General features: G+C 62.0%; 12 protein-coding genes and 1 tRNA gene. 11 read left to right on the top strand and 2 right to left on the bottom strand.

The genetic code is table 11. The features are described from left to right. Positions 1-321 precede the first annotated feature (321 nt). The 9 genes from EN845_RS26310 to EN845_RS26265 all read left to right on the top strand — a co-directional run bounded on the left by EN845_RS26310 (position 322) and on the right by EN845_RS26265 (position 9,486). On the top strand, positions 322-939 hold the full coding sequence (locus EN845_RS26310; protein WP_127870788.1) for an outer membrane protein: 618 nt from the start codon (positions 322-324) through the stop codon (positions 937-939). A 183-nt stretch (positions 940-1,122) separates the two neighbouring features. Further along, entirely contained in the window at positions 1,123-1,509 is a 387-nt protein-coding gene (locus tag EN845_RS26305; protein ID WP_127278852.1) for a hypothetical protein, read from the top strand. A gap of 46 nt (positions 1,510-1,555) precedes the next feature. Then, positions 1,556-2,230 (top strand): response regulator transcription factor, encoded by a 675-nt coding sequence (locus EN845_RS26300; protein WP_127870787.1) that lies wholly within the window; start codon positions 1,556-1,558, stop codon positions 2,228-2,230. Further along, positions 2,227-3,657, top strand: coding sequence for a HAMP domain-containing sensor histidine kinase (locus EN845_RS26295; RefSeq protein ID WP_127870786.1), 1,431 nt, complete (start codon positions 2,227-2,229; stop codon positions 3,655-3,657). The genes EN845_RS26300 and EN845_RS26295 overlap by 4 nt, the downstream gene beginning before the upstream one ends. Positions 3,658-3,816: 159 nt before the next feature. Beyond that, positions 3,817-4,800: a glycosyltransferase family 2 protein gene (locus EN845_RS26290; RefSeq protein ID WP_127870820.1), complete on the top strand. Its 984-nt coding sequence runs from the start codon at positions 3,817-3,819 to the stop codon at positions 4,798-4,800. After that, complete coding sequence (locus EN845_RS26285) at positions 4,793-5,494, top strand: class I SAM-dependent methyltransferase (protein ID WP_127870785.1); 702 nt, start codon at positions 4,793-4,795, stop codon at positions 5,492-5,494. The genes EN845_RS26290 and EN845_RS26285 overlap by 8 nt, the downstream gene beginning before the upstream one ends. A gap of 231 nt (positions 5,495-5,725) precedes the next feature. After that, positions 5,726-7,216 (top strand): hypothetical protein, encoded by a 1,491-nt coding sequence (locus EN845_RS26275; RefSeq protein WP_135907126.1) that lies wholly within the window; start codon positions 5,726-5,728, stop codon positions 7,214-7,216. Positions 7,217-7,427: 211 nt separating this feature from the next. Further along, complete coding sequence (locus EN845_RS26270) at positions 7,428-9,338, top strand: acyltransferase family protein (RefSeq protein ID WP_127870783.1); 1,911 nt, start codon at positions 7,428-7,430, stop codon at positions 9,336-9,338. A gap of 74 nt (positions 9,339-9,412) precedes the next feature. Beyond that, positions 9,413-9,486 (top strand) — tRNA-Gly (locus EN845_RS26265). Between the two features lie 201 nt (positions 9,487-9,687). On the opposite strand, the gene EN845_RS26255 is transcribed toward EN845_RS26265, so the two are convergent. Continuing rightward, positions 9,688-10,449, bottom strand: a complete 762-nt coding sequence (locus EN845_RS26255; RefSeq protein WP_127275621.1) for a Stf0 family sulfotransferase — start codon at positions 10,447-10,449, stop codon at positions 9,688-9,690. Positions 10,450-10,788: 339 nt separating this feature from the next. Between EN845_RS26255 and EN845_RS35550 the strand changes: the two genes are divergently transcribed. Further along, positions 10,789-11,052, top strand: a complete 264-nt coding sequence (locus EN845_RS35550; protein ID WP_189522898.1) for a hypothetical protein — start codon at positions 10,789-10,791, stop codon at positions 11,050-11,052. 86 nt (positions 11,053-11,138) lie between these two features. Here EN845_RS35550 and EN845_RS26245 read toward each other — a convergent pair whose 3' ends face one another. After that, on the bottom strand, positions 11,139-12,128 hold the full coding sequence (locus EN845_RS26245) for a LysR family transcriptional regulator (protein ID WP_015319281.1): 990 nt from the start codon (positions 12,126-12,128) through the stop codon (positions 11,139-11,141). Between the two features lie 292 nt (positions 12,129-12,420). Between EN845_RS26245 and chvE the strand changes: the two genes are divergently transcribed. After that, positions 12,421-13,491, top strand: coding sequence for a multiple monosaccharide ABC transporter substrate-binding protein (gene chvE / locus EN845_RS26240; RefSeq protein ID WP_127275620.1), 1,071 nt, complete (start codon positions 12,421-12,423; stop codon positions 13,489-13,491). The last annotated feature ends 92 nt before the right edge of the window (positions 13,492-13,583 follow it).

The raw sequence follows: 13,583 nt of genomic DNA, 5'->3' as shown, positions 1-13,583 counted from the left end.
GAGTTTCCCGGTTGCCCGAGATTCGCAATTCCTAAATATGGGTAAACAATTTCATTTTAATTTATTGAAAATAAAGCACAAAATCGTCATTTTCCAGTTTTGCGCAATGTGCGTGCAATTTTCACTTGCGAGATACCAGGCGTCTTTCAGGTGACGGACCGCGCGGCGCTCTACCCCTACCACAGCCGGTGAAAGCCGGTCCCCAGACCCGCGCAGCCATCCCTGAAAGACACCAATCGGAACTGACCGCCCCAATGGTCAGGGTCCTCAGCATTTAACCGGCGCATCGGTGCGGATGCGCGTTTGTGTTGGAGTAATGCAGTGTCCCCTCAAGCAAAGATCGTCCTGACGGCGGGTGCCCTTGCCGTCTGCCTCCTCGGGCCGGCGACGGCCGCCGACCTCTCGCCTGCCTACAATGATCCTCCTGCCTTCCAATGGAGCGGCGCCTATGTCGGCGTCCATGGCGGCACGGCATTCACGGGAATGCCGAACCCGTTCGCCGGCCGAAACGGCTTCAGCGGCGGCGTCCAGGCCGGCTATAACCAGCAGATAGGCCCGGCGGTTCTCGGCGCCGAGATCGAAGGTTCCTATCTGGGCGGTGCCGAGCACAATGTCCAGGGCGGCAAGATCAAGGAAAAATGGCGTGGCGCGGCCAAGGCGAAGGCCGGCGTGAGCTTCGACCAGACGCTGCTGTTCGGAACCGGCGGCGTGGCCATGACCAGATTCGACAAGGGCGACCGCGTGAGCAGCAGCGACGGATGGAAAGTCGGTTACCTCGTCGGCGCCGGCATCGAGCAGGGCTTCGCCGGCGGCCTCTCGGCCAAGGTCGAGTACGACTATGTCCGCACGCCCGGCGTGGAAACGACATCGGCCCTTGGCAGGTCCAAGGAGACGATCGGCAGCCATGAGCTGAAAGCCGGCATCAACTACCGGTTCTAGAAACAGCAGGTGGCCGACCTCGATCGCGCGATGGCCGCAACGGCATCGCGCGATCTTTTTGTTCTTGATGCCTGGACGCAGACATCCCGCCCGAGGCAACGAAGCATTCCATGCTTGTCGCAATGTCGATGTAATCTTCTCAATCTAGGTCGCCTGCGTGAATTTTCACCATGGGAATCAGCAATGTCCACGCATCGCCCGGGCCGACGGACGTCCAAGCTATTGTTCATTGCGATCGCGCTCGCATTGGCGGGCTGCGCCTCCGACATCATGAAGAACTATGTCGGACAACCGGTCGAATCGGTCGTTCTGGATTACGGGCCGCCAACGGCGATCGTAGACCTCGGCCAGGGAGAACGCGCCTATCAGTGGCGCCAGGTCTCGACGTCAGCGGTTTCCGGGACATCCAGCGGCGAGGTTCGCCACACAAAACACGGAACCGTCTATGAAGAGACCGAAACGCCCGGCTATATCGAGCGTCAGGAATGCTTCTACACATTTTACGCCCGCGCTTCCGGCGGCCGCTGGTTCATCACCAATTTCCGCCGGCCGAAGCTGGAATGCGAGTGAACCGCCGTGCCGCAAATTCCGCGGCCACGCGCTAAGGAGAACGCCAATGCGCGTCCTGCTGATCGAGGATGAACCGGAAATGGCCTCCGTGCTGAAGGCCGCTCTGGAGCGCCTGGACATCATCGTCGACCATGCCGCGACCTTGGCCGATGCGGAGGCGGTGGCTCGTTTGGGCCATCACGACGCCGTGGTGCTGGACCGCAGGCTGCCGGACGGCGACGGCCTCAGCCTGATCCCGCGCCTGCGCGCCTTGCATCTGGATGTGCCGGTGATCGCGCTGACGGCGATGAGCGGGCTGGAGGACCGGGTTGCCGGGCTCGATGCCGGCGCCGACGATTACATGGTCAAGCCTTTCGCCACGGTGGAACTCGTCGCGCGGCTCCACGCCTTGCACCGGCGCTCGTTCACCTCGCGCGCCAACCAGACGATGGTCGGCCGCCTTACCTATGATTTCCGCCATCGCGAGGCGCTGGTCGAGGATAACGCGCTCGATTTGCCCCGACGTGAAAGGCTGGTGCTTGAAACGCTGATCCGCCGGCCGGGCCGGACCATCATGCGCGGCGCTCTCGAGGAGGCCGTCTACGCCCTGGACGACGAGATCGGCTCGAATGCGCTCGACGCACATGTCTCGCGGCTGCGCCGCAAGCTCGACGATGTCGCCGCCGGCATCGAGATACGGGCGATCCGCAATCTCGGCTATCTCCTGCGGGCAGCCTCGTGAAGAAAGTGCGCGCACGCTCGCTGCAATGGGTCCTGGTCCGCCGGCTGATCCTGCTGCAGGCGGCGACGCTGCTCCTCTTCATCGTCCTGTGCGCGGCAGCCCTTTGGATCGCCAATCCGAGCCTGCTCATCGACAACGAGGCTGCCGTCGCGGCCGTCAAGGATGCCGTCGACCGCGACAAGGACGGCAGGCTGGTCGTCCGTGAAACGGAAGAGCTTACCGCGTTCCGCCAGAGCTTCCCCAATGTCTGGTACATCGTTCGCGACGATAGCGGGCAGAGCGTCCGTTCCGGCACGATCCCGGATGTCTACACCAAGGACTTCGGCGTCCTGCTCGGCGAGGCAGACCACGCCACGATCGGATTCTCCGACAAGGACATGCGGCCGGAAGCCTATATCGAAAACGCTTCGACCAAAGCCGGCGCGGTACGGATCATCGCCGCGACGCAGTCGTCGCGCCAGGAGACCGACGGGCTCGAGATCAACATTTCGGCCACGGTGGAGGTCGCCCGGTATCCGGACGGCAGCAGGAACTGGGAACGCGCGCTGCCGGCGCTGGCGCTCGTCATCGCGATCCTGCTGTTGCCCATCGTCCTCGTCATGGGCGCCACCACACTGGTGACGACGCCGGCCGTTGTCCGCCGCTCCCTTGCCGGCCTTGTCGAAACCGTCCGCCAGGCGGCGCGCATCGATATCGGCACCCGTGCGATGCAGCTGCCGGTCAAGCACGTGCCGCAGGAGATCGCGCCGCTGGTGCATGCCTTCAACGAGGCTCTGGCGCGCCTCGCGCAGGGGTACGACCGGCACAACCGTTTCCTCACCGACGCGGCGCACGAACTGCGCACGCCGATCGCCATCCTGCGTACACGCGCCGAGCTGCTGCGGCAGGAGCCGCAAAGCACGCGGCTGCTGCATGATATCGAGCGCCTGTCGCATCTCGCACAGCAACTGCTCGATCATCAATTGCTCGACCGCCCATCCGACCAGCGCGAGATCGTCGATCTCGACGATCTTGTCAGCCGGGTGGCGGCCGACTTCGCGCCGCTCGCCATCGAGGCCGGCTACGACCTTGCCTTCGAGCCGTCACCCGACAAGACACGCGTCGAAGTCAACGTGCTGCAGATCGAGCGGGCGCTCGCCAACCTCGTGCGCAACGCCATCGAGCATGGCGGCGGCGGCGGTACCATCACGATTGCGATCGACCGGACGGGTGGCATCGAGGTGCGCGACGAAGGCCCGGGCATTCCCGTGGAAGAGCGCGAGAATGTGTTCGAGCCCTTCTATCGCCTGCAGCCGCAATCGCGCGGGGCCGGGCTGGGACTGAATCTCGCCCGGCAGATCGCGCTGCTGCATCAGGGAACCATCCGTATCCTGGCGGGCTCATGGCGCGGTGCCCGCATCCGCATGGAACTGCCGGTTCGTTCGTGACCCGGCCGTTGACGGCGCCGAACGCATATCGGCCAGCCAGCCAGTGGCCACGCCGGCTCCTGACTTATCTGTTTTCTAACCAATTGCTGCTATTGTCATCTCCACAGTGGGAGCCAGGCTTTGGCGGGAACGGGAAAAATCGGCGCGCACCGCGCACCCATGTTGTCGGTCGTCGTGCCTTGCTACAATGAACGCGCCGGCGTGGCCGAGCTTCATCGACGCGTCGGCGCGGTATGCCTCGAGCAAAGCCTCCCCTACGAGATCGTGCTCGTCATCGACGGGGCGACCGACGGCACCCGCGAGGCCATTTTCGACCTGGCCGAAAAGGACGACCATGTGGTCGCCATCGACCTTGCACGCAACTACGGCCACCAGATCGCCTTGAGCGCCGGGCTGGAGTTCTGCCGCGGCCAGCGCATTCTCATTCTCGACGCCGATCTCCAGGATCCGCCCGAACTGCTGGGGGCGATGATGGCGAAGATGGATGAGGGCTTCGACGTCGTCTACGGCCAAAGGGTGAAACGGGAGGGCGAGAGCTGGTTCAAGCTGGCCTCCGCCTCGATGTTCTACCGCCTGCTCGGCAGGATGGTCGATGTCGAGATCGCGCCGGACTCCGGAGATTTCCGGCTGATGAGCCGCCGTGCGCTCGACCATCTGATTGCAATGCCCGAACGCTACAGGTTCATTCGCGGCATGGTGAGCTGGATCGGGCTGAAGCAGGTCGCCTTCCCTTATGAACGGCACCGGCGCTTTGCCGGCACCACCCACTATCCGCTGAAGAAGATGGTTCTTCTGGCGATCGACGCAATGACCAGCTTTTCGATCGTGCCTTTGCGCTTTGCCTCGCTGCTGGGGATGATGTTCGGCCTGCTCGGCCTGGTCGTGCTCAGCTATACGCTGTTCGAATGGTCTCTCGGCAATGTGCTGCCCGGCTGGACGAGCCTTGCCGCGATCATGCTTATCCTTGGCAGCGTACAGCTTCTGGTGCTGGGCATCTTCGGCGAGTATCTCGGCCGCATGTACATGGAAACGAAGCGGCGGCCGCTCTATTTCGTCAACGAGATCGTTTCGCGCAGCGAGCCAGCCCAGGGTCTGCCCGCGCATCGTCTGCAGGAGATGGCGAAGAGAGCCGCCCGTGCTTGAGGCCGAATTCGACCAGTTTGCGCGCGAGTACCAAGAGCAGCATGCCGCGAGCATAAGGCTTAGTGGCGAGACGCCGGACTTCTTCGCGAAATACAAGATCGACGACGTCGCGGCGACACTGAGACGGGCCGGCGTGAAACCCAGGCGCATCCTCGACTTCGGTGCCGGCGTCGGCAATTCGCTCGGCCATATGCGCGCAGCGTTTCCCGACAGCGAGATCGTCCTGCTCGATCCTTCGCGGGAATCGCTCGACATCGCCAGCAAGCGCTTCCCCGATCAGGCCGCGTTCACGCATTTCGACGGCCAGACAATCCCCTTCGCCGACCATAGCTTCGACCTTGCCTTCGCGGCTTGCGTTTTCCATCACATCCCCGAAAACCTTCAGATCGGATTGTTCGCCGAGATCGGCAGGGTGCTGGCCAATGGCGGCAGTTTCTTTGTCTTCGAGCACAATCCGTGGAATCCCTTGACCACCCACGCGGTAAGGAATTGCGCCTTCGACGAGAATGCGGTCCTGATAAGCTCGCCAGAGATACGCAGGCGAATGGCCGCGGCGGGTTTTTCCGGCACTCGGATCGTCTATCGGATTTTCTTTCCCAGACCGCTTGCAAGGCTGCGGCCGTTCGAGCGTTTCCTGACCAAGATACCTGTTGGAGCCCAATATTTTGCGCATGTGGTCAAGCCGCTCGTTTGACTGTCCGGGGATGCTGTTATCCGACGCCGTCGGCCTGTTGCGCACGACGCTGGGATATGCGGTCATTCCAGCCGGGCTGGAGCTCTCATCGAAAACCGTTTGTCCATCTGGCGGGAAACCGGCTGTTCGCCGCCGTTTTTCATTCCGGCTAAGCCCGTTTCGTTCTCCGCCGGCGGCGCGGATGCCCCGATCGGTTGACAAGAATAGAGGCAAAATGGCCCGGAGCGCGACATGAACCAGGCTGAGGCAATCGTTCCGACCACGTCGCGGCTCGAGGATGCACAGCGCATCAGGCTGATATTCTGCCTGTTTGCCGCCTCCATTGCAGCTGCTGGATTGGCCCCATTCGCGGGTGCGACCCTCAAGGACCCCGACAGCTGGTGGCACGTGAAAGTCGGGCTGGATTTCCTGGCAAACCGGGCATTTCCAACGGTCGATCCCTATTCCTACACTTTTGCCGGGCATCCGTGGATCGCAAAGGAATGGCTGGGGCAGGTCTTTCTGAGCCTTGCCTACCGTAGCGGCGGATGGACTGGTGTCGCCACGCTGATCATCGCCGCGATAGGGCTGACAGTCTCCGTGACGGCATGGTTCCTCAGCGCGTGGCTGAAGCCGGTACTGGCGGTAGCGCTGACGTTCATCCTGGCCATCCTGATCGCACCTGTCTATACGGCGCGTCCCCACGTCTTCACCTTGCCGATCATCGTCACGTGGACGGCGGTGTTGTTTCGTGCATCGGCGGAGGAGAAGGCCCCGCCGTGGTGGCTCCTCGCGCTGGTTGTGCTCTGGGCCAACCTGCACGCTACCTTCACCTTGAGCTTCGTCATCGCCGCCTTCGCCGGTCTCGATCTCGTGGCGCGCACCGGCCTGTCGAAACCCGCTCTTTTGACGAAGTGGGTTGCGTTTGGCCTGCTCTGCCCACTGGTCAGCCTGATCCATCCCTATGGTGTGCAAGCCATTCTGGCCACGTTCACCGTCGCCCATGGCAATGAAGCAGTACCGCTGATCCTGGAGTGGCGGCCGTTCAATGTCCAGGAACAGGATCTCCAGGAAGCCGCGATACTGGTGGCGCTTTTCGGGCTTATAACGTCACGGCTGCGGATCGGCTGGGCCAAGGCGTTGTTCGTCGTCTTCACCTTGCATGTCTACCTGTCGCACCAGCGCTTCGTCTATCTGTTCTTCCTGCTTGTTCCCGTGGTGGTGGCGGTCGAAGTCGCGCGCCAGTACCCCTCTTTGTCAGCCGGCGCCTGGCTGAGCGAAAAGCGTGACGTACTCGAAAAATTCTTCGCCAGCCGGTTCCATCTGCTCTGCGGCGCGACGGCCGTGTTGCTGGTCGGCGCGATCCTTGCGCTCAACAACGCCTACCAAGTCGCAGCGAGCCCGACGACATCGGCCAGCGGCGCCCTTGCGTTCGCCAGCGCTCACCACCTGTCCGGCAACGTGATGAATTCCTATAATTTCGGCGGCACGCTGATTTTCCACGACATCAAGACCTACATCGACGGCAGGACGGACCAACTGTTCCAGGACGGGTTCACGAAAACGGATGAGGTGACGGGGCAAACCGGCGGAAAACCGCTGCTCGCGGCCCAGTTGAAGAAATACGCCATCGGCTGGGCACTGCTTACAGCCGATGACACCCGCATCCCCTTCTTCGATGAACTGGGTTGGAAGCGGGCCTATGCCGACGACTACGCCGTGATCTACCTGCCCGGCGCCTGATTCATCCCCGTTCCGGCAAATCGGCGTCGCCAGCGTTCGAAGCCTGGCATTCGTCTTGACATGTATGTTGCAGTGCAGCAAAGTTGTGCTGCAGAGCACATTCCGTGGGACCCACAGCCACGATTTTTCGCACGACCGGGGATTGCCGTATGAGGAGCATTTCAGGCTCCGCCGCACGACCATCGCCGGCCACGGCATACGGACCGGTCGAATGAATTACAGGCGTGATATCGATGGCCTGCGGGCCGTTGCGGTGCTGCCCGTCGTGCTCTTCCATTTCGGCGTGTCCGCCATTCCCGGTGGCTTCACCGGCGTCGACATCTTCTTCGTCATATCGGGCTATCTGATCAGCGGCAGCCTGCTCGATGATCTCGAGCGCGGCCAATTCTCGATCGGACGCTTCTACTGGCGTCGCGCACGGCGCATCCTGCCGGCGCTGACCTTCGTCATCCTGCTTGCAAGCATTGCGGCCTGGTTCATCCTGCTGCCGTCGGACCTGCACGAATTCAGCCTCAGCGTGATCGCGGCCTCGACCTTCTGGTCGAACATCTATTTCTGGAAGACGACGAACTATTTTTCGATCGACGCCGAACTGCGGCCGCTGCTGCACACATGGTCGCTTTCGGTCGAGGAGCAGTATTACATCTTCGCGCCGATCCTTGTGTATCTGATCTACCGGTATGCGTCGAAGCGCTGGCTGACGATACTTCTGCCGATCGCCATCGGAAGTTTTGCCCTGGCGGTCATGGCGACCACGCTGGCGCCGACCGCTGGCTTCTACCTCCTGCCGACACGGATCTGGGAACTGGCGCTGGGCGCCATGCTGATGCTGAAAAGGCCGCCGCCACTAGCCGGCCGGCCGGCAACTGAACTGGTCGGCCTGGCCGGCTTTGCCCTGCTTGCATTCGGCTTCCTGACGATTTCGGAGAGCGATCCGTTTCCTGGCTACAACGCCCTGTTTCCCTGCATCGGAACCGCTCTGCTCATCTATGCGGGCCAGAATCACCCCGACCGGCCCGTGCCTGTCGCCACGCGCGTGCTTCAATTCTCTCCGATGGTCTGGGTCGGCCTCATCTCCTATTCGCTCTACCTTGTTCACTGGCCGATCAATTCCTTCGTCCACTATCTCTCGCTGAAAGCCATCTCGGTGCCGACGATCGTCGCGATGACGGTGGCGAGCTTCGCCCTGGCGACCTTCTCGTGGAAATATGTCGAGCAGCCTTTCCGGCGGAAGCGACCCTTTACCGCCCCGCTGCCGATCTTCGCCTTTTCGGCGACGGCGATTGTCCTGCTGTGCGTCGGCGGTCTGGCCGGCGTGCTCGGCAACGGCTTTCCGCAGCGGTTCCCTGATTTTTCGACGCAACGCATCCTGGTGGGTGACTGGCGCAACGGCGTCTGCTTCAACGAAGGCGGGAATCGGATCGAGGATTGGAACCTTGCCGACTGCACGCGCACGCACGGCTTTCCCACCAATGTGCTGCTGTGGGGCGATTCTTTCGCGGCTCACTATGTTTCGGGCCTGGAGGCCAACGCGCAGAAAATCGAGGCCAACGTCATCCAATATACCTATGCCGGCTGCCCACCCAACCTGTCCTATTTTTCCTATGCCCGGCCGGCCTGCACCCGCTTCAACGAACGGGCGCTGTCGATCATCCGCGATGCCAATATCCAGGCGGTGATCCTGAGCGGACGATGGACGGATTACCAGGCAAGGGGCTTCGACGGATTGCAAACGACGATCGACCGGCTGCGCGACATGGGTGTCAAGGTCTATGTCATCGGCCAGTCTCCGGAGTTCATCGCCGACGTCCAGAAGATCGCTTTCTTTGCAAAACACGAGGGCGCCGTGAACACATCCTGGCCGATGGCCATGGATCCCGACATCAACAAGCAGGTGCAGCCCTTCGCCAAAGGCGCGACCTTCATCGATCCGCTTACCTATCTGTGCGACGCCACCGGCTGTTCCTATGCGGATGCCACCAGCAAGCAGTTTCTCTATTTCGACTATGGCCATTTCTCTTCCGCCGGCGCGACGCTGGCTATCTCGAAATACTGGCCGAGCTTCGCCGCCGGCGGCGAAGTCGCAAAGGTCAGGGAGCAGGCGCCGACCGTCACCAGGTGAGTTGGCGAAGCCCGCGTCGTGACACCGCTTTGCGATTGCCCGAAGCCATGCCGTCATGATAACGAGGCTGCAGCGCGGGTATGATGTAATGGTAGCCTGTCAGCTTCCCAAGCTGAACGCGCGGGTTCGATTCCCGCTACCCGCTCCAGCCTGAAACCGAAAAGTCGGTTGCTGATCCGGCCCACGCAGGAACCTGTCCACCCGAGCCGATTCAGCATTTCACGGAATCGCTGGCCCGCTCTAACTCTTTGTTTTCACGCAATTCCCAAGGGGAAGCGCTACGCGCTTCTCCCGGGAAAACCGCTACGCACTTTTCCTGGAATTGCTCTTGGCGAGACTAAAGAGGCATTCAGGCCTGGCCGGTTCGCATCTGCTTCTTGAGGAGGAACCGGGCGAGGTTGCTGATATTCCGCGGTGCCACCTTCCTGGGCAGATGCGCCAGTAGGTCTTCCGATTTGACGTCGTTGCGGAACCGCTCGGCCCAATCTTCGGTGAGGTCGTCCCGCTGCAGGCGCAAATTCGTCTCGAACTCTCCGTCCGGCATTTCCATCGACAATTGCCGAGCCACCGACGCAACGTACGGACGAGGATCGTCCAACAGATCCTCATAGAAAAAGTGATCGTAATGCAGATCGGCCAGCCGCAGGTATGCCTCCCAGAAGGCATAGCTCTGCTCGATCAGAAAATAGGCCTGGCAGATGCCGGCGAAGTCGTATTGCGGAACCAGGTCCGCGCCGTCCATCGTGCTTCTCCAATGGCCTGACGCCTTCGCCCGGCAATAGGAAATCGCCTGGCGAAGACGGTCCCGCCGCTCCAGCAGGACCAAACCCATGGCATGGCGCCGGCCGCATTCCGCCAGGAAGTCGGCTCCATATTTGGCCTGCGACCAGTGAAGGTGCCGTGGAAACAGCTTGACGGCGAACGTGCCGTTCGCGGTCCCGCCGCGATCGATCACGGCGGACAGCAGGTCATCGAAGGATTTCGGCTTGCACCCGAGATTGGTCGTGTCGAGCCACTCGGCGGAGTTGCCGAACAATCCCGTGCTGTTTGTGAGACTGCCAAGCCATTCGGAACCGCTACGGGCTTCGGTAAGTATCGCCACGCCTTTCATGCGTGCGGATTGCCCGCGGCCTGTCCGACCTCGATTGCAGAAAGCCGTTCTTCCTGATCGCCCCTCGACATGTCAAAGCTCCGCTTAAACAGCGCCTCAACGAACAAAGGCTCATATGGTTCCGTAGATTCGACCTCACGCCAAGGCAAAATGCAGGCCATACACGTTACACTGGTCGATCAACGCCGTACGCGCAAAGGCCGGCCACGTTGTGGTGGTCGGCCTTTGCGTCAGCCGCAGAAGCGATCACAGCCAGACGCGCTCGCGCCAGCAGCGGACGCGGCGGCGGCCGTGGCGCCAGTAGCTGCGGCAAACCCGTCTCCAGCCGCGGCGGCGTCCATGGCGGCGACGCCAGTAGTCATCGTGGTAATCGTGGCCATGGTGGCCGCTGCGATGGGAGACCTGCTCCAGCGCGACTTCGTCGTCCCCTTCGAAGACAGCCGGATCCGGCTTGTCCAGCTCATCAAGAATTCCGGTGCCCTGGGGAATACCGGCAACCGCGCGGCCGGGTCCGGCCACGCTTGCAAACGCCACTGCCCCCGCAACGCCAAGCATTCCAGTAAGAAACTTCCGACGTTCCATAAAAACCTCTCGAGTTGTTGACCATCGACACCTCGTTCCCTCGCCCGAAACAGGCTCCAGCGCGCATGCCGATCGCTTCTGAACGCGCGGTGTCGGTTCTCGTTCCGTCACCCTACTTCGCGCAGGATGAAATCATGCAGCATCTTGGCCGCCGGCGAGAGCACGCGATTCCGGACCGTGATCAGGCTGTAGGGCCTGACCTCGATGTCGAACTCGGTCTGGACGACATCGATGGCGCCGGCAAGCCCGTCCGGATTCTGGATGAACTTCGCCACCTGCACCGAGACCGGTGCGATGGCATCGGATTGTGCAACCATGACCAGCGTGAGCAGCAGCGAGCTGGTGTTCAAGATCCGGTCCGGCAGCGCGATGTTGCGGTTCAGGAAATTGCTTTCCATCGCCTGGCGCAAGGGCGAACCGCCCGATTGGAAGACCCAGTCATAGGCGGCGGTGTCTTCCAGCCTGACCACATTGCCCCCGGCGAGCGGGTGGCCGCGGCGCACGATCAGGCAGGCTTTCTCGACGCCGATCACACGGGATTCGAACAGCCGCGGATTGAGGTCGTCGGGAATGCGGGCGATGATGAAGTCGTGGCGCGAGGCGATCAGCTCGCGGGCGAGCACGTTCGACGTCTCGACCTGCATGGTGATCTCGATGCGCGGGTAGATGCGGCGGATCTCGCGAATCGCCGGTACGGCCAATTCGATCGCCGGCGCGGTCACGGCACCGAGGAACACCGAGCCGCCCTTGCCGGCCTTGAGCTCGGCAATCTCGCGGTCGGCTTCGCGCATCTCGAGCAGGATCGACCGGGCCCGCCTGGCGAGCGCCTGGCCGTAGGGGGTAAGGGTCACGCCGCGCGGCAGCCGTTCGCACAGCTTTACGTCAAGCACCGCCTCCATCTCGGCGATCATGCGCGAGGCGGCCGGCTGGGAGATGTTCATGACCTGGGCCGCCGCGCTCACCCGTCCGTGATCGTCGAGGGCGGCGATCATGCGCATGTGGCGCAAGCTCAAGCCACTGCGCAGGAGTGTCTCCCCATCTCCCGGGAGCTTCTCGTAACTTACTGGAATAGCATCGGGATCGCGCAATGCCGCCATGATCTTCCAGCCTTTCCGCCGGTTTCTTTCCGCATGCTAGATCATACCGGTTTCGGTATAGCAACCACCAAAGATCGCATTTGACAGTTATGGCAAAGGGACCCACCCTTCGCGCGCTCCGAGATGCAAGGGTCGGTAACGAACAAAATCGTATCGATTGAAACTGTGTCGCGGAGCCGATTGGGAGGATACCGGAGATCGATAAAGCCGACAGCGGCGCCTTTGCGCTCCTGTCTGGCTGCGCGGCCCGCGAAGCCCCGAGGTGTCGCGTCCATCAACCAGGGAGAGTAACGTGAAAATCATCAAGACGCTGGCCGCCGTCGCGGCCCTTGGCATCGCTGCCATGAGCTATCAGGCGCACGCGGCCGACAAGGGTCTTGTCGGCGTGCTGATGCCGACCAAGACCTCGCAGCGCTGGATCAATGACGGCGACGCCGTCAAATCCCAGCTCGAGGCGCTTGGCTACACTGTCGACCTGCAGTATGCGCAGGACGACATCCCCAACCAGCTCAGCCAGCTGGAAAACGAAATCACCAAGGGCCCGAAGGCGCTGATCATCGCCTCGATCGACGGCACCACCCTGTCGGATGCGCTGCAGAAGGCGAACGACGCAGGCGTCGTCGTGGTCGCCTATGACCGCCTGATCAAGAAGACCGCCAATGTCGACTACTACACCACTTTCGACAATTTCGGCGTCGGCGTGATCCAGGCGAATTCGCTGGTCAAGGGCCTCAAGGAGCGCTTCCCGAACACCAAGCCGTGGAACGTCGAACTGTTCGGCGGCTCGCCCGACGACAACAACGCCTTCTTCTTCTACAACGGTGCTATCTCCGTCCTGCAGCCATTGATTGACGACGGCTCGATCAAGATCAAGTCCGGCCAGACCGGCATGGACAAGGTCGGCACGCTGCGCTGGCTCGCCGCCACCGCCCAGGCTCGCATGGACAACCTCCTGTCGGCCAACTACTCGGACGGCAGCCGCGTCGACGGCGTCCTGTCGCCCTATGACGGCCTGTCGCGCGGCATCACCGCCTCGCTGCGCGCCGTCGGCTACGGCACGGACGCACAGCCCTGGCCGATCGTGACCGGTCAGGATGCCGAGACCGCCTCGGTCAAGCTGATCATCTCGGGCGAGCAGTACTCGACCGTGTTCAAGGACACCCGCGAACTGGCCAAGGCCACTGTGCAGCTGGTCGACAAGGTGCTCTCGGGCGGCAAGCCGGAAGGCCTCGATGAAAAGACCTACAACAACGACGTCAAGGTGGTTCCCTCGATCCTGCTGACGCCGCATGAGGTCGACAAGTCGAACTACCAGGCGATGGTCGTCGATTCCGGCTACATCAAGGCCGAAGACCTGAAGTAATCCCGGTTATAAAATCAGGGGTCCTGCGCAACGCAGGGCCCCTTTTCGTTCACAAGCGACCCCGGTATTGTTTCTGCCGGCCTAGAGCAATT

This window comes from Mesorhizobium sp. M8A.F.Ca.ET.202.01.1.1 (genome assembly GCF_004791595.1).
Lineage (GTDB): Bacteria > Pseudomonadota > Alphaproteobacteria > Rhizobiales > Rhizobiaceae > Mesorhizobium.
Note: the sequence above shows the minus strand (reverse complement) of the source record. Positions and strands in the feature narration are given on the sequence as shown.

Coding starts and splice junctions, on each gene's coding strand:
- EN845_RS26275 (WP_135907126.1), top strand. CDS start 5,726: ATGAACCAGGCTGAGGCAATCGTTCCGACCACGTCGCGGCTCGAGGAT.
- EN845_RS26290 (WP_127870820.1), top strand. CDS start 3,817: ATGTTGTCGGTCGTCGTGCCTTGCTACAATGAACGCGCCGGCGTGGCC.
- EN845_RS26245 (WP_015319281.1), bottom strand. CDS start 12,128: ATGGCGGCATTGCGCGATCCCGATGCTATTCCAGTAAGTTACGAGAAG.
- EN845_RS26305 (WP_127278852.1), top strand. CDS start 1,123: ATGTCCACGCATCGCCCGGGCCGACGGACGTCCAAGCTATTGTTCATT.
- EN845_RS26255 (WP_127275621.1), bottom strand. CDS start 10,449: ATGAAAGGCGTGGCGATACTTACCGAAGCCCGTAGCGGTTCCGAATGG.
- EN845_RS26270 (WP_127870783.1), top strand. CDS start 7,428: ATGAATTACAGGCGTGATATCGATGGCCTGCGGGCCGTTGCGGTGCTG.
- EN845_RS26300 (WP_127870787.1), top strand. CDS start 1,556: ATGCGCGTCCTGCTGATCGAGGATGAACCGGAAATGGCCTCCGTGCTG.
- EN845_RS35550 (WP_189522898.1), top strand. CDS start 10,789: ATGGCGGCGACGCCAGTAGTCATCGTGGTAATCGTGGCCATGGTGGCC.